The sequence below is a fragment of the Streptomyces broussonetiae genome (assembly GCF_009796285.1).
Classification (GTDB): domain Bacteria; phylum Actinomycetota; class Actinomycetes; order Streptomycetales; family Streptomycetaceae; genus Streptomyces; species Streptomyces broussonetiae.
Window position 1 is genome coordinate 9,068,396 of sequence record NZ_CP047020.1, and the last position, 19,983, is coordinate 9,088,378.

The window sequence follows — 19,983 nt, forward strand, 5'->3', positions numbered from 1 at the left end:
TCGCGCTCGCGCTCGTGTCGGTGCAGCACTTCCATTTTCGGTCACCTGGCCGACCACTGCGAGCTGCTGTTTCCGGACGCTGTTTTCGGAGCGAGCCGAGCAGGCCCTACGACGCGGCCCGCCGCGGATCCGGCCAGGAACGCCGACGGACGGGGACAGGCGCCGGACACCGTTCCGGCCAGTGACTCACCGCATACCGGGGCGTGACTCGTAGTGCAGGCAGTGGAAGCGGCCACCCTCCTCGCGCCCGGCAGGATCAAGGCCCAGGGCCCGTACCGCCGCGACCGCGTACTGCTGCTCTCGCTCGTCGGTGAACAGGCGCTGGGGATAGGTGCCGGAGGCATCGAGTGTGGTGCGCAGACCGTGTGCGGCCAGTGCCCGCACGATCGGGTCGTACGACACCGTCCGCAGCACGAACGCACTGACCCACACCGGTCTGCGGGCGCCGTCCAGCAGTGCCGTGAACGTCCGGGCGGTGACGTAGCTGCCGCCACCCGTCAGCGTGACCAGGCCGACCTCGGTGAGGGCGCGCCTGAGCGGGGGGCCGGGCGGGCCCTGCTCCAGGTCGTCGGTGAAGGCGGCGTCCAGGAGTCCCACCTCGAGCGCGTAGCGCACCGCGGGGCCCGAGACGTCCAGGCCGAACACCGGCACCGCGCCGGGTCTGCGCCGCTCGGCATAGAACTCCTTGTCCCACGCCATGAGTTGTGCCGTCGACATCTCCCGACTGGCCGGCGAGGTGTACCGCTCGTACATCTCCGCCAGCGTCACGTCATGGTTGAGCAGTGCGGCGTTGATCCCGTACGAGCAGCACACGTCCAGCACCGTCGGCCCGTGGGGGCGGCCGTCGTCGAGTGCGGCCCGTGCTGCGGCGGCCTGCCGGAAGAACGGCTGGGCACGGTGCGGGATCTCGTACTCCAGCGGGGCCAGCCTAGTGAAGTATGTGCGGGGGTCCGGCCGGTCGTAGATGTCGTCGAACCGCGCCTTGCCGCCTGCCGCGCCTTCGGCGCCGCCAGTGCCCGACCCGGCCATGCCGTACTCCTCCTCGCGGAACGCATCCCCGCCTCCATCATGTCCTGCCTCCCCTGTCCCGGGACCGGCATGGCCGGTGTCGCGGGGTGTTGCACCCGGCCGGAGCATGGAAGGGAGAGGCATCGGTGCGCGCCGCGCCGCACGGGCGGTGATCCCGGACGCGCCGGGCCGGGGCGGAGACAGCGATGGAATGGGTCGAAGAACGTTCCTTCCGCTACCGCATCGAGCCGAGCGGTGGCATGCGGGTGCCCGGGATCGTGTTCGCCACCCGGGACCTGCTCACGGACGCCGAGCAGTCCCTGGAGCAGGTGATCCATGTGGCGGCACTGCCGGGGATCGTCGCCGCTTCGTACGCCATGCCGGACATCCACTGGGGGTACGGCTTCCCCATCGGCGGTGTCGCGGCCACGGACGTCGACGCCGGAGGGGTGGTCTCGCCGGGCGGGGTCGGTTTCGACATCTCCTGCGGTGTCCGGCTGCTGGCCGCCGACCGCGACGGTGACGAGTTCCGGCCCGCCCTGACCGCGGTGATGGACGGCCTGGACCGGGCGATCCCGCGCGGGGCCGGGCCGGGCGGGGTGTGGCGGCCCGACGGCCCCGGCGAGCTGGAGCGGCTGCTGGCCGGGGGCTCCCGGTACGCCGTGGAACGGGGCCATGGGGAGGAGCGCGACCTGCTGCGCTGCGAGGACGGTGGCGCGGTCGCCGACGCGGATGTGACACAGGTCGGCCAGCGGGCCCGCGAGCGGGGTCTCGGCCAGGTGGGCAGCCTGGGGTCCGCCAACCACTTCCTGGAGGTGCAGCAGGTCACCGAGGTGTACGACGTCCCCGCCGCGACCGCATTCGGGATCGAACCGGGCCAGGTGTGCGTGATGATCCACTGCGGGTCCCGCGGACTCGGGCACCAGATCTGTACCGATCATGTGCGGGTCATGGACCGTGCCATGACCCGCTACGGCATCACCGTGCCCGACCGGCAGCTGGCCTGTACGCCGGTGGACTCACCCGAGGGGCGGGCGTACCTCGGGGCGATGGCCGCGGCCGCCAACTACGGCCGGGCGAACCGCCAGCTGCTGTCCGACGCGGCCCGGGCCGTCTTCCGGCGCGCCGTGGGTGCCCGGCTGTCGCTGGTGTACGACGTCTCTCACAACCTCGCCAAGATCGAGACCCATCCGGTGGCGGGCCGGTGCCGCCGGCTGTGCGTCCACCGCAAGGGCGCCACTCGGGCCTTTCCGCCCGGACACCCTGAACTACCCGAGGACATAAGGGAGTTCGGGCAGCCGGTGCTGATCCCCGGCACGCTCGGGACGGCGTCGTACGTGCTGGCCGGAGTGCCCGTGGGTGATGCCTTCCACTCGACCTGCCATGGTGCGGGCCGCACCATGAGCCGGCACCAGGCCGCGCGCACCGTCACCGGCAGTGAGCTGCGGGTGCGCCTGCGCCAGGCCGGGATCGCCGCACGCCCCAAGTCCTGGCGCGGTCTGACCGAGGAGACACCGGAGGCGTACAAGGACGTGGACGCCGTGGTTGCCGCGAGCGAGGGTGCGGGGTTGTGCCGGAAGGTCGCCCGGCTCGTGCCGCTCGGGGTGGTCAAAGGGTGACACGAGGGGGCGCCGGATGCCCGTGAGCGCTCACACGTCCACGATCACCGTGCAGCTCCATCCGTAAGGGTCCGGACCGATGTGCAGCTCCTGCCAGGAGACACCCTTGGGAGCGGCGCCGATGACGGCGACGTCGGTGAGGTCGGCGAGCGAGAGCCGTACCTCCAGTCCGCCGTCGTCGGTGGGCTCCGCTTCCACGTCGACCGGGATCCGGCCCGCGACCTCGAGCCGGAAGACGACCTCGTCCAGCAGCGCTACCAGCAGTTCCTCGTCGCCGCCGGGGGCCAGGCGGACTCGTTCGACGGTGCTGGGACGGGCGTGCGACACCTCGGCGAAGGCCTCCACGAGGGCGCGCACGGCCTCGGTGAGGCAGTGCTCACGGGTGGTGCCCCAGGCGTGCAGGCGGATGTCGGCGGTGTGCGGCATCACGCAGTGGCCGTTCTCGCCCTCGCGCCGCGCCTGCAGCTCGTCGCCGATGTCGCCGACCATGACCACCACAGTACGCCGCTCCGGGCCTGCCTGCCCTGCACGTCCTGTCACCGCAACGCGCGACCGTGCATGCTCGAGCACTGGGCTCGTGGGGCTGCGCCCTGGTGCGTCGTCAGCCGTGACACCGCAAGCTCGGTGAACTGGGCGGCCACCCGCGGGAGTCGGCGGCCGGACCCCGTCCGGACCTGTGCCGTCCACGGGCGAACTCGTGGCGCGGGGCGAGCGCGCCGCGGACCAGGCCAGGGCGCACCGCGATTGCCGCCAACTGGACATGGGAGAAGAAGGAGTTCACGCTGCCGGACGCCGCCGCCCCGGTCCCCGTCAAGCCCTACCCGGACGACGTACCGCCCCTGCCGCCCGAACTCCCGGACACCGCACGGCCGTCGCTCGACGGCGTCGCGTCGCGAACAGCCCCCGGCCGAAGCCGTGCGGTCCTTCAACCCGGCTACGCGCGGGCATGGACGTGAGCCGTAGCGGTGCGGTGGGTGGGGCTGCCGTCCGACCGCTATGGCCGTGTGCCCACCCTCTCCCGGCCGCGCTGCTGACGGGTGCCGGGGCGGAGCCGCTCTTGGGGTGGCTCAGGCGTTGGTGGGCCAGTCGTACGGTCCACCGCCGCGCCAGTCGATCAGATCGGGATCGTCGATCGCGGTGTCGGCGGGCGGCAGGTCCGTGCGGTGCAGGAACTCGAGGACGTCGAACAGGGTGTACGCGGTGCCCATCAGCTCACCGCGGACCGTCACCCGCCGTCCGCCGTCCTGCGCGGGCGGGTCCACCACCACCGGAGCTTGCCCGTCCATGACACCAGTATGCCCGGAAACAGGCCACTGGGCGGCAGCTGGGAACGGGGCGGGCGGCGGCGGCCGGGAGCATCCCGTGTCCCGCCAGGTCCATGACAGACCAAACGCTGGTCCGGGTGCCGTGCCGGTGCAGTACCCCGTGGGCCGTGGAGGCCCCGTCCGGCCCGCACCCGACGCTGCCGCGGCAGCCACGGGACGCTCACCGTGACGGTCGCCGGGAGCGCGACGGAACGGCTCCCGTGGGCAGCGTACGGGCGGCCGGCTCCTCGTGCGGGCCACCGCCCGATGCCGGGCGCGGCCGTGCGAGTTGGTCGGCGCGCGGCGGCGGCTGCGTGGGCGCGGGGTCCTCGAAGCCGCGTGGCCGCCGGGCCTTGCCCCGAAAGGAGCCGCCGGGCCTTGCCCGAAAGGAATGGGGCAGTACCGCACGGCCTTGCCGGGATCGCCCTGCCTCGTCTCCTTCCCGCACACCGGCCGGACCCCGGTCGGTTGACCCCGGCGGATCAGGGGGTGTTGGCCCGCCCGGCTGCCCCACACGCAATCGCCGTACTCTGGGGGGTGGTTCAGCCGTGACACGTGGCGCACTGCATGGCTGCGCTCCCTGATCCGCCTCTTGCGCACGAGCCGCAGCTCCTGAGGTGTCCGGTGCCGGTGCGGGTGCGTCATGTGTCCTCGGCGGCGAGGGAGGGGGCGGCGTTGTAGCGGGTGAGAAGGGTGCGCAGGGCCCTGACCTCGTCCGGGGACCAGCCGTCGGTGCGGGCGTCGACCTCGCGGCGCATCCGGGCGTCGGCGAGGGCGAGCAGTTCCCGGCCGCGGTCGCTGGGGTGCAGCAACTGGCGCGCGGGTTGTCGGGGTCGGTCTCGCGCACCACCAGGCCGTCCCGCTGCAGAGCGGTGACCTGCCGGCTGATCGTCGACTTGTTGAGGCTGTAGAGGCCGACCAGGTCACCCGCACGGACCCCGCCCCGTTCGGCCATCTCGGACAGCAGGGAGTAGTCGACGAAGCTCAGGTCGGGGTGGAGCCGATCGGCGTTGGAACGGAAGCGCCGGGAGAGGGTCACCAGCTCGCGTACGAGCCCCGGAAGCTCTCTTTCGTCCTCGGTCAAGTTCCTGTCCTTTCCCGGCGGTCCCCGGCGGTCCCGGCGCCTCCGCCGAGCGCGGCCCCCTGCATGATCACACGCGCGTCGAGCGGTGACGGGTTGCATTTTGCAACACCAGGCGCCCGGATCTACACTCGACATGTTGCATTTTGCAACTCAATGGGGTCGTGCACGTCCCGCCGAGTGTCCGCCGAGGCGCCCCGGCGAGATGTATGCAACGTTTTAGCCGTTATCGACCACTTTGGGTTGAGGGGCCATGGAAGGCGGGCGAGAGTCATGCGAGCCGAGGACGTCGTCGGCGCACCGACGACACCGCTGGGTGCCCCGGCCTTTCCGGTCGGTCCGTACCGGTTCACCGACCGCGAGTACCTGAACATCACCTACCGGACGGATCCCGCGGCCCTGGAGCGGGTCGTACCGGAGCCGCTGCGCGTGGTGGAGCCACTGGTCCGCTTCGAGGTCATGCGGATGCCGGACGTCACGGGCCTCGGCGACTACACGGAGGCGGGCCAGCTGGCCGTCGTCGAGTACGAGGGCGAGGCAGGCGAGTACTGCTTGTCCATGCACGTGGACAACTTCCCCGCCATCGCGAGCGGACGCGAGATCGGCGCCTTCCCGAAGAAGGCCGGCCGGCCCCGGCTGTACGTCGACCACGACACCCTCGTCGGCACGCTCGACCACGGCTCACTGCCCGTCGCCCGCGCGACGATGGGCTACAAGCACCAGCAGCTCCCCGCAGAGCAGGCCCGCGAGGAGCTGACCCAGCCGACGTTCATGCTCAAGAAGCTGCCGCACTACGACGGTTCCCCGCGCATCTGCGAACTCGTCCGCACACAGATCAGCGACCTCACCGTCAAGGGTTCCTGGAGCGGTCCCGCACGGCTGCAGCTCTTCGCCCACGCGCTGGCCCCGCTCGCCGACCTGCCCGTCCTGGAGATCGTCTCCGCCTCCCACATCCTCACCGATCTCACCCTGGGCCGCGCCCAGCTCGTCCACGACTACCTGGCCTGACCACGCCCCACGCCGAAAGCCGCCCTCCCCACGCCGATAGCCCCCACGCCGAGAAGAGAAGTGATCCCGTATGCCAGAGCACGGCAGCATCGCCGGAATCCGCAACGTCACCGTGGTCGGGGGAGGCGTCATCGGTGCCTCCTGGACGGCGCTGTTCCTCGCCCGCGGCCTGTCCGTCATCGTCAGCGACCCGCAGCCCGGCATCGACGAGGCCGCGCTCGGACAGATCGCCGAGGCCGCGCCCTCGCTCAAGGCGCTCGGGCTGGACACCTCGCGGCTCACCGACCGGCTCGCCTTCGAACCGGACCTGGCCACCGCCGTCCGCGCCGCGGACCTGGTGCAGGAGAACGGCCCGGAGCGGCTGGAGCTCAAGCACGAGATGTGGCGCACCATCGAGGAGAACGCGCCCGCCACCGCCCTGCTCGCCACCTCCACCTCCGGCATCCCCGCCACCGAGATCGCCACCGCCCTCAAGGACCCGGGACGCCTCGTCGTCGGTCACCCCTTCAACCCTCCGCACCTGGTGCCGCTGGTGGAGGTCGTACCGGGGGAGCGGACCTCGGACGAGACGGTCGAGCGCGCCCGCGCCTTCTACCGGGCACTCGGCAAGCGTCCGCAGGTGCTGCGCAAGGAGGTACCCGGATTCGTGGCCAACCGGCTGCAGTCCGCGCTCTTTCGCGAGTGCGTGCACCTCGTGAGCGAGGGCGTCGTCACCATGCAGGAGCTGGACGACATCGTCACCTCGTCCATCGGACAGCGGTGGGCCGTCGCCGGCCCCTTCCGCTCCTTCCACCTCGGCGGCGGAGAGGGCGGCATGCCCCACTTCATGGACCATTTCGGTATCGGAATGGAGCGCCGCTGGGCCGCCATGCTCCAGGAGAAGGTCGCCTTCGACGAGCCCACCAAGCGGCTGCTGACCGAGCAGGCCAAGGACTTCGGCGGCACAGTCGACGAACTCGCCGCCGAACGCGACCGCAAGCAGATCGCCCTCATGCGCGCCCTCGGAGAGAGTTTCGCCGACTGACCCGGTCCCGCGACCGGACCGCCGGCCGCCCAGTCCAGTCCCGTCCTGCCACCGGAACCCCCGACATCGCAAAGGCTTTCCCCTCCCATGAGCGCTGACGAACTCACCGACCGCGTCCAGAAGGCCATCGCCAACCCCATCGCCCACGACGACGGCTTCGACATCCACGTGGCCCTGCGCGAAGTCCTCGCCTCGGCCGGCCTGCGCCCCGCCGACAGCGGCGGGAAGATCACCTTCATCGGCAGCGACCCGATCGTCCCGAGCATCATGCGCCTGGGCGCCGTCCCCGCCCTGGGGATGACCGCCAAGTCCGTTGCCCTGGCCGCACTCTGGCGGCACCGCGGCGGCGAGGGCCAGGACATCACCATGGATCTGCGCAAGGCCCCGCACCGGCTGTGCCCCTTCTACGACAAGAAGTGGGAACTGCTGGGCGGCTATCCAGGCGGCACGCCCTCGGACCCGGCCAACCCCCTCGGCTTCGACTTCTACCAGGCGCGCGACGACCGCTGGGTCATGCCGCTCAACCCCTACCCGAAGATCAAGAGCAACGTCTACAGGCTGCTGCGCACCTGGCCCGAGAGGGAGGCCGTCGCGGACGCCATCGCCAAATGGAACGCGGCCGATCTGGAACAGGCAGGCGAAGAGGTCGGTGTGGTCATGCCGATGCTGCGCACCACCGAGGAGTTCCTGCGGGAACCGGCGTACGAGTACATCGCCCAGGAACCGCTCATCAAGATCGAGAAGATCGGCGACAGCGCACCCGAACCCCTGTCCAGCGCCGTCGACCAGCCGCTCTCGGGTGTACGCGCGCTGGGCATGGGCCACATCATCGCGGGCGCGGGCATCGGCCGGGACCTGGCCCAGCACGGCGCCGACGTGCTGAACATCTGGCGCCCCAACGAGCTGGAGCACGACTCCACGTACAACACCGCCAACGTCGGTGTCCGCTCCACCACCATCGACCCCTACGGCCCCGAAGGCCGGGCGAAGATCCGCGCGCTGCTGCGCGACGCCGACATCTTCTACGCCAACCGCCGCCCCGGATACCTGGAGAAGATCGGGCTGAGCGCAGAGGAGGCCGCGGCCATCCGCCCCGGCATCATCCACGTCAGCGTCACACTCGCCGGCGAGAGCGGCCCGTGGGCCCACCGCGTCGGCTTCGACCAGACCGCCGGCGCGCTCAGCGGCATCATGCTGATGGAGGGCGCGGACGGTATCGCCGCCCGGCCGACCAGCACACCGGCTCTGCCGTACATCAGCGTCGTCAACGACTACGTCCTGTCCTGGCTGGCCACCACCGGCACCCTCGCCGCACTGATGCGGCGGGCCACCGACGGCGGCAGCTATCGCGTCACCCTCAACCTCAGCCGCATCGCCACCTGGATCCTCAGCCTCGGCGTCTTCGACCGCGACTACGCCCACGAGGTCGCCCTGAACCCCGACCCCGACTCCCCGCACGCCTACCTCGACCCGGACACCTTCACGGCCGAGACCCCCCTGGGCCACTACCAGGGCGTCACCGACCAGGTGATCATGTCCAGGACCCCGGGCCGCTTCCGCTACATCCTCCTCCCGCGCGGCAGCAGCGCCCCGGTCTGGCTGCCCCGCTACAGCTGACCGTCGCAACAAGGGGGATGCAGGTCCTGATGATCAGGCCGTGGCATCGACACACAGCCCGGTCAGGCAACGCGTGCCCACACGTGGCCGTGCGGCTGCGATCACGCAGGAGTTCGCGGGCGGCGCGGGCGCCGGACTCCACGCACTGCCACGAGTGGTCGACGACCTGGGCTGTGGGCTATTCGCGGGGGCCGATCTCCTTTCCGTCCGTGTCCCGGACGGTGATCGCCAGCATCGGGCAGATGTCGGCGGCCTCCAGGGCGCGGTCGTCGTTCTCCGCGATGTGCTCGTTCACGGGCCGCGCGTGGGCGACGTCGAGTGCGAACAGGTCGGGTGCGGCGCCTGCGCACATCCCGGAGCCGATGCAGCGGTCGGAGTCGATGTGCAACTGCCAGCTCATGGCCGCCTCACCAGCCCACCGGCATGACGCGGGGGCCGCGTACCAGCATCTCGGTCTTCCATGTGATGTCGGCGGCGACATGCAGCCCGGGGAACCGGGACACCAGCGCGCCGATGGCCTCCTGGAGTTCGAGGCGGGCCAGGGGAGCGCCGAGGCAGTGGTGGACACCGTGGCCGAAGCCCAGATGGGCGTTGCCGCTGCGGGAGACGTCGAGGGTGCCGGCGGCGGTGAAGCGCAGCGCGTCGCGGTTGGCCGCGCCGACGGCGACCAGTACCGGTTCTCCGGCCCGCACCAGGGTGCCGCCGACCTCGATGTCCTCCTTGGCGTAGCGAGGCTGTCCCGCGCCGCTGCCCAGCGGCACGAAGCGCAGCAGCTCCTCGATGGCGCTGGTGATGAGCGTGGGCTCGGCGCGCAGTCGGGACAGTGCCTCGGGATGGTCGAGAAGGGTGAGGACGAAGTTGGGGATCTGGGTGGCGGTGGTCTCGTGGCCGGCGACGAGGATGCCGACGCACAGGTCGACCAGCTCCAGCTCGGACAGCCGGTCGTCGTGATCGCGTGCCTCGATCAGCGCCGTCATCAGATCGTCCCGCGGCCGCGCACGGTGTGCGGTGATCAGCTGGGCCATGTACGCGCGCAGCTCGTCGCGGTTGCGGTCGAACTCCTCGGCGGTCAGCGAGCTGGTGGACAGTGCCGCGTCGCTCCACGTACGGAACCTCGGGCGGTCCTCCTCGGGCACTCCCAGGAGCCGGCAGATCACCGCGACCGGAATGGGCAGGGCGTAGCGGTCGACCAGATCGACCGGCGGACCCGCCGCCTCCATCCTGTCCAGCAGCGTGGCCGTCAGCTCCCTGATCTGCGGGCGGAGCTTCTCCACCTGGCGGACGGTGAAGGCCTTGGCGACCAGGGAGCGCAGCCGGGTGTGGTCCGGCGGATCCATGCTGAGGATCCCGCTGTCCCGTCGGCCCTCGGAGGAGCGTGGCTCGTCGTGTTCGAGGGCCAGGGCCCGGCTGAAGCGCTGGTCGCCGAGGACCAGCCGGGCGTCCGCGTACCGGGTCGCGAGCCAGGCCGGTTCCCCGTACGGCAGCTGGACGCGCAGCAGTCCCGGGGTGTCACGGGCTCGTTCGTACGCCTCGGACAGGGACAGGTCCTGGCTGGAGTTGAAGGGGTAGGCGAGGGGGGTGTGGATCGCTGTCACTGCTGCCTCCCTTGTGTAAGCACACGCTTACAACGCTAGGAGGTGCTTACCAGGCGGTCAACGACGCTAATCGGCCGTTACGCTGACGGCTCCTCGGCAGGCGCGAGCGGGCTCACGGCGGCAGAAGGGGCACAGGGTGGACACCAGCGAGCACACGCGGCATCAGGAGCGGACCGGCGGCGGTCCGGTGAACGGGGACCTTCCGCACCGCCCGCGCGACCACCGCCCGCGCGACGCCCGGAGCACTCGTACGCGCATCCTCCACGCGGCCGGTGCGGTCTTCGCCGAGCGCGGATACGAGGCGGCGACCGTACGGGACATCGCGAGCCGTGCCGGGGTCAACCAGGCACTCATATTCCGCTACTTCGGATCCAAGAAAGCCCTGCTCACCGAGGTCATGGCAGAGGGAGGCAAGGAGCAGCTGAGCCATACCCCGCCGGACCGGCTGTTCGAGACCGCGCTGCGCGGTGTCCTGGAGGAGGGCGGCAAACCCGACTCGGACCGGTTGCTGGCCGTCTATCTGCGCTCCATCGGCAGCGCCGACGCCGCGCCGGACACCGTGCGCGCGCTGGGGGAGGAGTACGCCGCCGCGCTCGCCGGCCTGTCCTCGGCCGACGACAGCGAGCTGCGCGCCCAGCTCGCCATGGCCTGGCTGCTCGGCATCGGCCTGATGCGCGTCGTGGTCGGCCAGGAACCCCTGGCGAGCGCGGCACCGGACGAGATCTGCAGCCATGTGCTCACGGCACTCGAAGGGCTCCTGCAGGACGGGGAAGTGCCCGGTCCCGAGCACGGGAGTGAGTAGGGGCGGGGAACGGAGAATCCTCAGGCCCTCGTGGCGGACGTGGCGCCGAGCCCGGTGAGCAGCGCGGTGAGGACGCGGGTCAGCCGGGGTTCCACCTCGACGACGGCATGGCCCAGGCGGGGGTCGCTCGTGTACAGCTCGCGCAGACGTGGGCCGGGCGAGGCCATCTGCCACAGTGCCCCGGCCATGCCGGTCGCCGTGGAGATCGTGTCGATGCACTGCGACTCGGTCAGCCCGAGGAGGCGACGGAACTCCGCGCCGATCAGCCCGACCTCGTCGAGGGTGACGAGCTTGAAGCATCGCACCGATTCGATCGACACGTTGCGTTCGAGGTTCAGGGGCGCCTGGGCGAGCAGGTCGCAGAACATGGGGCGTGCGGCGAGTGAGCGGGCGACGACGGCGGCGACCTCGGCGGGTGTGGCCTGTGTCCTGCCCTCCAGGTCGCCGCGCAGCTCGGCGGACCACTGCCGCCAGCCCTCCGCGGTCAGCTCGAGGAAGATCTGCTCCCGGGTCTCGAAGTAACGCAGCAGCGCCGACTTGTGCATGCCCACCTCGGCGGCGATGTCGGTGAGGGTGACGTCGCGTACGCCGCGCAGACGGCCGAGGGCGCGAGCCGCGTCCAGGATCGCCTCTTCTCGTGCCTGTTTGGCCTGGGCGCTGCGCGCACGTCGAAAGGCGGGCTCGTTCATGCGGGACATCATAGGAACGCGTAATGCAACAGTGTTGCATTATTAAGAGAACGGTGTTGCACTAACGGGATGACTCAACAGGATTCCCAGGTCTGGTTCATCACCGGTTCGTCGCGCGGCTTCGGCCGTGCCCTGGTCACCGCCGCCCTCGAGGCCGGAGACCGTGTCGTCGCCACCGCCCGCCGCCCCGAGGCGCTCGCCGAAGCGTTCGGTGAGTACGGCGACCGGATCCTTCCCCTCGCCCTGGACGTCACCAGCCCGGACGCCGCCCGGCAGGCCGTCGAGGAGGCCGTCGCCCGCTCAGGACGCATCGACGTGCTCGTGAACAACGCGGGCTACGCGAACGTGTCGCCCGTCGAGACGGCGGACGACGACGACTTCCGCGCCCAGTTCGAGACGAACTTCTGGGGCGTCTACAACGTCACGAAGGCCGCGCTGCCCACCCTGCGCCGGCAGGGTGCGGGCACCGTCGTGCAGTTCTCCTCCGTCGGCGGCCGGGTCGGCGGATCGCCGGGCATCGCCTCGTACCAGGCGGCCAAGTTCGCCGTGGACGGCTTCAGCCGCGTCCTCGCGGCAGAGACCGCGCCCTTCGGCGTGCGGGTCATGGTCGTGGAACCGAGCGGCTTCGCCACGGACTGGGCCGGGTCCTCCATGACGGTCCACGCGATCCCCGAGGCCTACGACGAGACCGTGGGCGCAATGAACCGGCTCGTGCGACAGAACACGGCCGGTGCGGCCGGCGACCCGCGCCGGGCGGCCGAGATCATCGTCCGCAGCGTGCGGCAGGATCAGGTCCCGAGCCATCTCCTCCTGGGCGTGAACGCCGTGACCATGGCGCAGGACTACTCCGGCCGTCAGCTCGCGCAGGCGACCGAGTGGGAGAAGGTGAGCCGCTCGGCCGACTTCAGCGAGCCCTACCCGGTACAGCTCCCCTCGGAAGAGCGAGCGTGACAGCAGGCACGTGAAGGCCGGGTTCCGCAGCCGTCTCGACAGGTGGCGGCTGCCTTCGGGTCGCATGGCTCGGCGCGCTCACTCGTATGCCCAACGGCGCCGGTGGCCCGCAGCGGCACAGTGCCGCCCTGCGCGTGCGGACCGGCCGGGGCGGGACGGGGCCCCGCGCCACCACCGCCGGCCCGCGGGCCTCGCATCAGGCGAGACCTGACGTGCACGGTCGCCCATGGGGCCATACCGTCAAAGGCACGGACCAGCAGGCCCCAGAGGCCGCCGGGCGGTCGATGCGGCCCGTTCGATGGGTAGAGCACGGTGAGGCTGCAGGCCGGTCAGGGAGACAGGCATGAGCCGAGCCAGGCGCAGCCCCCGCGGCACCACACCCGGACGGCTGACACCCGAGCGGGACGGTGGTCTGCGCATCCCCCTGGAGAACGGGTCCGCTGCCGAGCGGCAGAGCACGGTGCGCCCCGACGCGGCCGAGGAGCGGACGGCACCCGGGGCTCGCCTCGAGGAGCGGTCGGCGCCACAGGACGAACCGGCCGGCGTCCTGGACCACGATGGATCCCCGTCGACGCCGTCCGTCCCGTTCGGGCCCGCGCCGGAGCCGTCCGCCCCGGTCGGACCCGCGCGAGTGTCCGCTGCCCTGGTCGGATCCGCGCCGGGGTCCCTTCTGCCGGTCGGACCCGACCAAGGACAGGTCCGCCTGCCACGGTCCGCCGCACCGGCAACTGGTCCCTCGCGGCGCCCGGCACCGGCCGGCCTGTGGACGATCCGGCTGCGCATATCCGAGGGAGGCCCCTGGTCGGTGATGCTGACGAGCTTCCTGCTCCTGGCCGGGCTCGGTGTGATCGCGGTGGTCACCGCGGTCGTCGTCTGGTACATGATGGAGGCGATGGCCCCGGATGTGCTGCCGAAACTGAGCACCGTCCTGGGGGTCGGGATCGGTGTCGTCTGCCTGGAAGTCGTCCTGGGCACGTGCCTGGCGACGCTGGGCACCTTCATCTACAACCTGTCGGTGCAGTACAACGGCGGCCTCGAAGTGGTCGTGACCAACGACCTGGGGCCGACCCCGGCCGCGGCCCGGGCCCTGCGGCACATGGCCCGAGCCCGGCTCCGTACCCGCCGCTACCTGCGTACGCACACCCCGGTCCGGGCCGCCCATGCCGTAGGGCGCCTGCCTGTCGTGTGCCGCCCCGGGCGGCGACTTCCGCTGCGTCCGCCACGTGGCGGACGAGGAGAGTGAGCAGGGCCGCCGGATCGTAACCAACAGAGGCTTCCCCGGCGGGGAAGTCGTTGTCATGATCCAGCCATGGCCGAGAATGTTTCACCCATCTACCAGGCGCAGTACGGCTGGGACCGCAGGACCACCGCGGTCGTGGCTGTCAGCGCCCTCTTCACCGTCTGCCTGCTGATCCCGGGCATGCCGCTGTACGCACGGATTCTGGGGCTGCCGCTGTTCGGCGGGGGAGGGCTGTTCATGGTGTACGTGGCGATGAGCGGCAAGGTCGCTTTCCGCGTGGACGAGACAGGGGTGCTCCTCGGCGGAAGCCCGGCGCGGTACGAGGCCACCACCGCCCATGTGCCCTGGGGTGACATCACCGGCGTTGTCCTGTGGTACCAGGCCGCGGGCAGGGCCACCGTGCCGTACGCAGGGGTCACCCGGCGCGAAGGCGCGCCTGCGCTGCCCGGGGACGGCCCCAAGTCCCGTGCCGTCCTGGGACACCTCGCTTCCGTGCCCGCCGATGTCGCGATCTCCTCCCGGGCGGTGACCGGGTGGCGCCTGGACAACGAGCGGTTGATCAGCGCCGTGAACCACTTCGCGCCGGGCATCCCCGTACGTGAGTATCCGCGCCCGTAGAGCACGTACGAGGTGACGGTGTTCTCCGCCGCTCAGAATGTCCACCGGGTGTGGCTGAAGACGCCGTCGCGCCGGCCGAAGCCGTATGCCGCGTCCGGGACCACCGCGAACACCGTCGCGTCTCCCTTGCGGAACGCGTCCCCGATTCCGTGGAAGGTGCCCTCGGGCGAGGTGATGTGCGCGCCGTACTTCGCCTCGTATGCGGCGATGACCTCCTCCAGTACGGCCGGCTCGGCGACCGGCTCGGCCTTGCCCGCGACCACGAGGTCGAGGCCTTCGCCGAGGGAGTTGCCGCCGGTGGTCAGCGCGCAGTGGCTGTCCTGAGCGAGGTTCCTCGCTTTCTGCTCCTGCGGGCCGGTGGCGAAGTACAGCACCCCGTCGTGCCAGGCGGCGATCACGGGGGTGACGTGCAGTCGGCCGTCGGGACGGACCGTGGACACCCAGAAGATCTCGGCGGCGGTCAGTACGCGCTGGGCCTCGGCCCAGTCGGTGGCGGTGACGTCCGCGGCACCCGGCCGGGGATTGACCGCGGAGCTGTAGCGGGCGTCCAGCTCGGGGGTGGGCTGTTCGGCGGGCCCTTGCTTCGGCATGGCGGAACTCCTTTCCTCTCGTCCATGAAGACCGCTTGCCCGAGCGAAAGTCATCGGCACGCCAAGCAGCCGCATCATGTGGGTGACGCCGGCTTTGGTCCCGGGTCCGACACGACACCGGGTTCAGGCCGGTTCTTCCGAGCCGGGTGTCCGATGCCGCAGAAGGGTGCGAGAAGGCACTACCGCGCGCAGGGCGCTCTCCGCCGTCCGGAATCCGCTGTTCGAGTGGCTCCGCAGCCGTAGCCCGTCCCCCCGGGTCTTGGTGCGCCGTGTCCCCGGTCCTGCCGCAGCGCCGTCGAAAGCCCCGACGGCTTCAGACGGTGAAGTGAAGCGGGGCACCGGCCGCCCGCAGGCGGAGGGTACGGGCGTTTGGATCACGGTTTTGTTGACGCGCCCAACCGTGATCCGCGAGCGCACGTCTAACACGGTGCAACATCGACCTGCTGGGAGACTGCCCATGAGTCTGACGGGGACGCCGTTCTTGGTCCTGCTGATCGCGGCCACCGTACTGTGCGTGGCCGGCACCATGGTGCTCTGGTCACGGATGCGGGGACCGCAGTCGCTGCGCTGGCTGCTGCGGCTGGTGATGATCGGCCTGTGCCAGCTCACCGCGATCGCCGTGGTCGCCACCTGGATCAACAACGGCTACGGTCTGTACGCCTCCTGGGACGACCTGCTGGGCAGGGACAACGGGACCGTCGCCATGCCCGGTCCGCCGGCCGACCGTGCGAAGTTCACCCACAGCGACACGGGAATGCTGGACACCTACTTCCGTGGCCAGCACTCACAACTGTCCGGGCAGGTCATCGTATGGACGCCACCGGAGTACGGACAGCCGCAGTACCGCCACACGCGCTTCCCGGTCGTGCTGCTCCTGCACGGAGTGCCGGGCAGCCCCGCATCCTGGCTGGAACACGGCGGCATGCCCGGAGACTTCGAGCGCCTGATGAAGGAGGGCACCTCGCACCCGTTCATCCTGGTGATGCCGGTGGTCGACCCGGGCGGTGTGGACACCGACTGCACCGATCAGCCGAACCGGAAGGTCGCCACCTGGATGGCGCGTGACGTGCCGGAGCTGATCAGCCACAAGTTCCGCACCCTGCCCGGTCCCAAGGGCTGGGGCGTCATGGGCTTCTCCACCGGAGGGTTCTGCGCCGCGCGGCTTCCCCTCGCCTACCCGAAGGTCTTCGGCGCCGGCGCCGCACTCGATCCCGATCCGCTGACCGGTGACACGAGCGTCATCACGGACCCGGCGTCGCGGGAACGCACCAGCCCCACGTACATGGTCAAGCACGCCACCGCATCGGTGAGCCTGTTCCTGGCCACATCGGCGGAGGACCGGCTCAGCCCGCCGCACTACATCGAGCAGTTCGCCAAGGCCGCCGCCAACACCAAGGTCCGGACGCAGACCATGGTGCTGCCCAACGGAGGCCACAACTACAACACCTGGACACGGCTGTACCCGCCGGCCTTCAGCTTCCTCAGCCACCACACCAGCGCGCCGAAGGGATGACCGGGCCCGTACGGCCCTGACGGCATCCGCGCGCAGCGAGTCCGATCAGATGCCGAACGGCGCGGCGTAGCGGATGACGCCGCTGGGCAGAGGACGGCCCTCGTCCAGAGTGAGGGCCATCAGGGCCTCGTCGGGGACGTCGAAGCTCACGCGGATGCCGTGCTCCGAGGCCCGGCCGAAGCCGAAGCGCGGGTAGTACGAAGGGTGTCCGAGGACGACGACGTGGCACTCGCCCCGGTCCTTGGCGGCCTGGAGAACGGCTCGGACCGCGGCGGATCCGGCGCCGGTGCGCTGATGCTCGGGGCCTACGGCCACGGGTGCGAGGCACAGCGCCGGAGCGTCCGCGATGTGGCAGCGGGTGAGCAGGGCGTGACCGACGACCGTGCCGTTCGCGTCCGTGCTGACGACGGACAGACCCTCGATCCAGGAGGTGTCGGCGCGCAGTGCGTCGACGAGGCCGGCCTCCAGGGGAGTGTCGAAGGCCGCGAGGTCGATCTCGCGGATGGCGGAGACGTCGCCGGGTGTCTCGGCACGTGTGATCCAGGCGCTGGGCACGGGGGACTGACGTTCCTTCCCTGGTGATGTTCGTGCGGTCGTCTCGGCTCCACGCCACACGCGAAGAGTCGTCACAGTACCGTGCGGCCTTGCCCCGTGGTCAGTGCGCGCTGCATGAGGAAGGTGTCGATCCAGCGGCCGTGTTTGTGGCCGACCTCCCTCAGGCGGCCGGAGTCGGTGAAGCCGAAGCGGCGGTGCAGGGAGCGGGAGGCGTCGCTGCCGGTGTCGGCGATGACGGCGATCATCTGGCGCATGCCCGCCCGGGCGGACTCGGCGATGACCGCCTCGAGCAGGGCCGCACCGAGCCCCCGGCCGGTGGCGTCGGGGGCGAGGTAGATGGTGTCCTCCACCGTGTGCCGGTACGCCGGCTTGGCTCGCCAGGGAGATGCATGAGCGAAGCCGACCGCCGCGCCGTCCGACTCGGCGACGAGAAAGGGCAGATTCCGTTCGGTCAGCTCCTCCAGTCGTCCCTCCCAGTGGGCGACGGTCGGCGGGATCTCCTCGAAGGTGGCCACGCTGTGGCGGACGTAGTGCGCGCAGATGCAGGCCACAGCCTTGAGGTCACAGGGGGTCGCCGGGCGGATGACCGCTTGCGGAGCTGTCATGTTCGGGCACTCATTTCTCTATAGTGAAATGCATAGCTATTATAGAGGAATGCTGGATCTCGTGACCCTGGGCGGCCGTGTGCAGAAGCTGAGGCACGGACTCGGCCTGACCCTGCAACAGCTGGCGGACGCGGCCGAGGTGAGTGTGAGCATGCTGTCGTCGGTCGAGCGCGGCCAGAAGGCGCCCACCGTCGTCGTCCTCGCACGCATCGCCGACGGCTTGGGTGTCCCTCTTGCCGAACTGGTCACAGAGCCGGACGATCTGCACGTGATCGTGCGCCGCGCCGCCGAGCAGGACACCGTCGAGGAGCCGGGTGGCTGGCATCGGACGATCCTGACACCGGTGGTGCCCGGCGTGAACTTCGAATGGATCCGTACGGTCCTGCCCTCGGGCTGCGACGCCGGGGAGTTCCCCGCCTACGCGTCGGGCTCGCACGAGTTCATCGCGGTGGAATCCGGCACCCTGCACCTCACGCTCGCCGACCGCGCCGTGGATCTCGGTGCCGGAGACTCGGTGTACTTCGCCGCCGATGTCGTCCACGGCTATGCCAATCCCGGACCGGCACCGTGTACGTACTACGTCGCGGCGCTCATCATGCGTCCCCGCGGTGCGAGATAGAGAACCTGGAAACCGCGGGTGGGCCAACGCGTCAATGCGCCAACGGGGCAAAGGGGGACCGTCAACCGCAGCCGCGCGTGGTCGTGGCCGAGTGGGCCGGGGCGGTGGAAGCCGTCCGGACGCCGGCCGTGCCGGGCGAAGAACGCCTGCGCCCGCGCGCTGGCGTCCCAGCGCTCCAGCACGCCGTGGGTCAGCCGGTCCGCATGCGGCCGCCGCACGAACGCCTTGTGGAGCAGGCCGCCGACGCCGCGAGCCCAGCCGGTCGGTTCGACGTCGAACTCTGAGCACTGTCGAACCCGGGTCACCGTCCGAGAGCGCGCTGCGTACGCTCGCCGGCTGGACCACCGGCAGCGCGTACACCCAAGCCGATGGAGCGGCCACGCACGAGCACTGAAGCGGGCGGTCGGCGCTCGCTGATGCCTCTGGCAGGCCTCTCTCTGCCGCCGGAGCGGAAGTCAGCCGGGAAGTACTCGCCGGGCCCGGTGGCGCAGGGTGGCCGTGGCCAGCAGGCACAGGGCCAAGGTCGCACCGGCAAGGAGGATGCCGGTGAGGGCCGGCCCTCCGGGAGGTGCGGACGCACGGATCCAGCGGATGGCGAAGTTGGTGGATGCCGCCACCGGGAAGCTGTAGATCCACAGGCCCGGATGGAACGCGGGCTGGCGCAGTTCGGGCAGGAGGAAGAGGACGAGGAGGACGGTGAAGAGCAGGGTCCCGGCGAAGCCGTAGCCGACGGCATCGAAGACACCCCTGTGGGCGGCGGTCCAGGCGATTCCGCCGGTCGCGGGTGGGATGGTCAGGACGGTGAGGGCCGGGCGGGCGGGCCCGGGCAGGGGGCCGCCGGTGACGAGGCCGCCGAGGATGACGGTGCCGAAGGCGAGCCAGTACAACAGCCCCACGGCGAAGGCGGCGTCGGCGACACCGGGCAGTCTGAGGGTGGAGGCGACGGCGCTGGCGACGAAGGGTGCGGAGGAGACGGGCAGCAGATAGCCCGGGTGCAGGGCGGTGGCGCTCAGGGTGCCCGTGAGCCAGTGGGCGAGCAGACGTGCAGCGATGAAGGCGGCCAGAGTGAGGAACACCGCGTAGACCCAGCGTGCCCCGGTGAGTTCGAAACGGGAGAAGTGTCCTGTGATCAGCATGCCGATGATGGGGACGTACCCGAGGGCGAAGCCGTCGCCGGGATGGCGCAGGTCGTGGCGCAGGTTGCGCCATCGGGCCCCGCCATGGCGCAGGTACTGGGCCAGCAGCACCAGCCAGATCAGTCCGCTGACGATGAACAGCGCGTCGCTGACCTGCAGAGCCGGCGGAAAGGCGGTCACCGCCGCCTGCCAGGCTCCGCCGAGGCCGGCGGTGCCGAGGGAGACGGACAGCAGCCTGATCCGTGCGGCGCGGGTCGCATGGGGGCCATTGACGTCGGAGGCGATGTCGGCGGCTGGACGCACGGGCCCGCTGGCGCGCGGAGCCGTGCTGGTGTGCTCTGTCGTGTCGACCATGTCGGTCATGGGGGAACCTCGAGGGGACGGCCAAGGGCGCGGGCCATAACGCGGC

21 protein-coding genes and 1 pseudogene are annotated in these 19,983 nt (G+C 70.9%); 10 read left to right on the plus strand and 12 right to left on the minus strand.

All coding sequences use genetic code 11. The annotated features are described in order from the left end of the window. Positions 1-186: 186 nt before the first annotated feature. Positions 187-1,029 (minus strand): hypothetical protein, encoded by an 843-nt coding sequence (locus GQF42_RS41265; RefSeq protein ID WP_158928641.1) that lies wholly within the window; start codon positions 1,027-1,029, stop codon positions 187-189. Between the two features lie 185 nt (positions 1,030-1,214). On the opposite strand from GQF42_RS41265, the gene GQF42_RS41270 reads away from it, so the two are divergent. Continuing rightward, complete coding sequence (locus GQF42_RS41270) at positions 1,215-2,627, plus strand: RtcB family protein (protein WP_158928643.1); 1,413 nt, start codon at positions 1,215-1,217, stop codon at positions 2,625-2,627. A 30-nt stretch (positions 2,628-2,657) separates the two neighbouring features. Here the strand turns inward: GQF42_RS41270 and GQF42_RS41275 are convergent, their stop codons facing one another. From GQF42_RS41275 to GQF42_RS47860, 4 genes and pseudogenes are all read right to left on the minus strand, one after another. Then, entirely contained in the window at positions 2,658-3,116 is a 459-nt protein-coding gene (locus GQF42_RS41275) for an archease (RefSeq protein ID WP_158928645.1), read from the minus strand. Positions 3,117-3,694: 578 nt separating this feature from the next. Continuing rightward, positions 3,695-3,913, minus strand: a complete 219-nt coding sequence (locus GQF42_RS41280; RefSeq protein WP_158928647.1) for a hypothetical protein — start codon at positions 3,911-3,913, stop codon at positions 3,695-3,697. A gap of 659 nt (positions 3,914-4,572) precedes the next feature. Continuing rightward, positions 4,573-4,743 (minus strand): hypothetical protein, encoded by a 171-nt coding sequence (locus tag GQF42_RS46470; protein WP_233273658.1) that lies wholly within the window; start codon positions 4,741-4,743, stop codon positions 4,573-4,575. 17 nt (positions 4,744-4,760) lie between these two features. Then, positions 4,761-5,150, minus strand: a pseudogene (locus GQF42_RS47860) (MarR family winged helix-turn-helix transcriptional regulator); the annotation flags it as partial. A gap of 135 nt (positions 5,151-5,285) precedes the next feature. On the opposite strand from GQF42_RS47860, the gene GQF42_RS41290 reads away from it, so the two are divergent. From GQF42_RS41290 to GQF42_RS41300, 3 genes are all read left to right on the plus strand, one after another. Then, the gene (locus GQF42_RS41290; protein WP_158928651.1) at positions 5,286-6,020 is read left to right on the plus strand and encodes an acetoacetate decarboxylase; all 735 of its coding nucleotides are present in this window, start codon (positions 5,286-5,288) and stop codon (positions 6,018-6,020) included. A gap of 70 nt (positions 6,021-6,090) precedes the next feature. Next, positions 6,091-7,044 carry a 3-hydroxyacyl-CoA dehydrogenase NAD-binding domain-containing protein gene (locus tag GQF42_RS41295; RefSeq protein ID WP_158928653.1) on the plus strand — a complete coding sequence of 318 codons (954 nt, stop codon included), beginning with the start codon at positions 6,091-6,093 and terminating at the stop codon, positions 7,042-7,044. A gap of 87 nt (positions 7,045-7,131) precedes the next feature. After that, positions 7,132-8,661 (plus strand): CoA transferase, encoded by a 1,530-nt coding sequence (locus tag GQF42_RS41300; protein ID WP_158928655.1) that lies wholly within the window; start codon positions 7,132-7,134, stop codon positions 8,659-8,661. A 178-nt stretch (positions 8,662-8,839) separates the two neighbouring features. Here the strand turns inward: GQF42_RS41300 and GQF42_RS41305 are convergent, their stop codons facing one another. Beyond that, positions 8,840-9,061, minus strand: coding sequence for a ferredoxin (locus GQF42_RS41305; protein ID WP_158928657.1), 222 nt, complete (start codon positions 9,059-9,061; stop codon positions 8,840-8,842). A gap of 7 nt (positions 9,062-9,068) precedes the next feature. Next, a complete protein-coding gene (locus GQF42_RS41310; protein WP_158928659.1) occupies positions 9,069-10,256 on the minus strand; it encodes a cytochrome P450 in 1,188 nt (395 codons plus the stop codon). A gap of 136 nt (positions 10,257-10,392) precedes the next feature. Here GQF42_RS41310 and GQF42_RS41315 point away from each other — a divergent pair, with 136 nt between their 5' ends. Continuing rightward, positions 10,393-11,058, plus strand: coding sequence for a TetR/AcrR family transcriptional regulator (locus tag GQF42_RS41315; RefSeq protein ID WP_325100397.1), 666 nt, complete (start codon positions 10,393-10,395; stop codon positions 11,056-11,058). A 20-nt stretch (positions 11,059-11,078) separates the two neighbouring features. On the opposite strand, the gene GQF42_RS41320 is transcribed toward GQF42_RS41315, so the two are convergent. Further along, entirely contained in the window at positions 11,079-11,747 is a 669-nt protein-coding gene (locus tag GQF42_RS41320; RefSeq protein ID WP_158928661.1) for a TetR/AcrR family transcriptional regulator, read from the minus strand. 69 nt (positions 11,748-11,816) lie between these two features. Here GQF42_RS41320 and GQF42_RS41325 point away from each other — a divergent pair, with 69 nt between their 5' ends. From GQF42_RS41325 to GQF42_RS41335, 3 genes are all read left to right on the plus strand, one after another. Then, positions 11,817-12,698 carry an SDR family NAD(P)-dependent oxidoreductase gene (locus GQF42_RS41325; RefSeq protein ID WP_158928663.1) on the plus strand — a complete coding sequence of 294 codons (882 nt, stop codon included), beginning with the start codon at positions 11,817-11,819 and terminating at the stop codon, positions 12,696-12,698. 343 nt (positions 12,699-13,041) lie between these two features. After that, complete coding sequence (locus GQF42_RS46475) at positions 13,042-13,941, plus strand: DUF3566 domain-containing protein (protein WP_233273659.1); 900 nt, start codon at positions 13,042-13,044, stop codon at positions 13,939-13,941. A 66-nt stretch (positions 13,942-14,007) separates the two neighbouring features. Beyond that, complete coding sequence (locus GQF42_RS41335) at positions 14,008-14,556, plus strand: hypothetical protein (RefSeq protein WP_158928665.1); 549 nt, start codon at positions 14,008-14,010, stop codon at positions 14,554-14,556. Positions 14,557-14,588: 32 nt separating this feature from the next. Here GQF42_RS41335 and GQF42_RS41340 read toward each other — a convergent pair whose 3' ends face one another. Further along, positions 14,589-15,146, minus strand: a complete 558-nt coding sequence (locus GQF42_RS41340; RefSeq protein ID WP_158928667.1) for a pyridoxamine 5'-phosphate oxidase family protein — start codon at positions 15,144-15,146, stop codon at positions 14,589-14,591. Between the two features lie 457 nt (positions 15,147-15,603). Here GQF42_RS41340 and GQF42_RS41345 point away from each other — a divergent pair, with 457 nt between their 5' ends. Next, entirely contained in the window at positions 15,604-16,659 is a 1,056-nt protein-coding gene (locus GQF42_RS41345) for an alpha/beta hydrolase (RefSeq protein WP_158928669.1), read from the plus strand. A gap of 45 nt (positions 16,660-16,704) precedes the next feature. On the opposite strand, the gene GQF42_RS41350 is transcribed toward GQF42_RS41345, so the two are convergent. Together GQF42_RS41350 and GQF42_RS41355 are read right to left on the minus strand one after the other, a co-directional pair. Then, on the minus strand, positions 16,705-17,214 hold the full coding sequence (locus tag GQF42_RS41350) for a GNAT family N-acetyltransferase (protein WP_158928671.1): 510 nt from the start codon (positions 17,212-17,214) through the stop codon (positions 16,705-16,707). A gap of 71 nt (positions 17,215-17,285) precedes the next feature. Then, complete coding sequence (locus tag GQF42_RS41355; protein ID WP_158928673.1) at positions 17,286-17,819, minus strand: GNAT family N-acetyltransferase; 534 nt, start codon at positions 17,817-17,819, stop codon at positions 17,286-17,288. A 49-nt stretch (positions 17,820-17,868) separates the two neighbouring features. On the opposite strand from GQF42_RS41355, the gene GQF42_RS41360 reads away from it, so the two are divergent. Continuing rightward, a complete protein-coding gene (locus GQF42_RS41360; protein ID WP_158928675.1) occupies positions 17,869-18,438 on the plus strand; it encodes a helix-turn-helix domain-containing protein in 570 nt (189 codons plus the stop codon). Positions 18,439-18,893: 455 nt separating this feature from the next. Here the strand turns inward: GQF42_RS41360 and GQF42_RS41365 are convergent, their stop codons facing one another. Continuing rightward, positions 18,894-19,937, minus strand: a complete 1,044-nt coding sequence (locus GQF42_RS41365; protein ID WP_158928677.1) for an SLAC1 family transporter — start codon at positions 19,935-19,937, stop codon at positions 18,894-18,896. Positions 19,938-19,983 lie beyond the last annotated feature (46 nt).

Excerpts from the sequence above, each read along its gene's own strand:
- GQF42_RS41265 (WP_158928641.1), bottom strand. The coding sequence starts at position 1,029 with ATGGCCGGGTCGGGCACTGGCGGCGCCGAAGGCGCGGCAGGCGGCAAG.
- GQF42_RS41270 (WP_158928643.1), top strand. The coding sequence starts at position 1,215 with ATGGAATGGGTCGAAGAACGTTCCTTCCGCTACCGCATCGAGCCGAGC.
- GQF42_RS41275 (WP_158928645.1), bottom strand. The coding sequence starts at position 3,116 with ATGGTCGGCGACATCGGCGACGAGCTGCAGGCGCGGCGCGAGGGCGAG.
- GQF42_RS41280 (WP_158928647.1), bottom strand. The coding sequence starts at position 3,913 with ATGGACGGGCAAGCTCCGGTGGTGGTGGACCCGCCCGCGCAGGACGGC.
- GQF42_RS41290 (WP_158928651.1), top strand. The coding sequence starts at position 5,286 with ATGCGAGCCGAGGACGTCGTCGGCGCACCGACGACACCGCTGGGTGCC.
- GQF42_RS41295 (WP_158928653.1), top strand. The coding sequence starts at position 6,091 with ATGCCAGAGCACGGCAGCATCGCCGGAATCCGCAACGTCACCGTGGTC.
- GQF42_RS41300 (WP_158928655.1), top strand. The coding sequence starts at position 7,132 with ATGAGCGCTGACGAACTCACCGACCGCGTCCAGAAGGCCATCGCCAAC.
- GQF42_RS41305 (WP_158928657.1), bottom strand. The coding sequence starts at position 9,061 with ATGAGCTGGCAGTTGCACATCGACTCCGACCGCTGCATCGGCTCCGGG.
- GQF42_RS41320 (WP_158928661.1), bottom strand. The coding sequence starts at position 11,747 with ATGAACGAGCCCGCCTTTCGACGTGCGCGCAGCGCCCAGGCCAAACAG.
- GQF42_RS41325 (WP_158928663.1), top strand. The coding sequence starts at position 11,817 with ATGACTCAACAGGATTCCCAGGTCTGGTTCATCACCGGTTCGTCGCGC.
- GQF42_RS46475 (WP_233273659.1), top strand. The coding sequence starts at position 13,042 with ATGAGCCGAGCCAGGCGCAGCCCCCGCGGCACCACACCCGGACGGCTG.
- GQF42_RS41335 (WP_158928665.1), top strand. The coding sequence starts at position 14,008 with ATGGCCGAGAATGTTTCACCCATCTACCAGGCGCAGTACGGCTGGGAC.
- GQF42_RS41340 (WP_158928667.1), bottom strand. The coding sequence starts at position 15,146 with ATGCCGAAGCAAGGGCCCGCCGAACAGCCCACCCCCGAGCTGGACGCC.
- GQF42_RS41345 (WP_158928669.1), top strand. The coding sequence starts at position 15,604 with ATGAGTCTGACGGGGACGCCGTTCTTGGTCCTGCTGATCGCGGCCACC.
- GQF42_RS41355 (WP_158928673.1), bottom strand. The coding sequence starts at position 17,819 with ATGACAGCTCCGCAAGCGGTCATCCGCCCGGCGACCCCCTGTGACCTC.
- GQF42_RS41360 (WP_158928675.1), top strand. The coding sequence starts at position 17,869 with ATGCTGGATCTCGTGACCCTGGGCGGCCGTGTGCAGAAGCTGAGGCAC.
- GQF42_RS41365 (WP_158928677.1), bottom strand. The coding sequence starts at position 19,937 with ATGACCGACATGGTCGACACGACAGAGCACACCAGCACGGCTCCGCGC.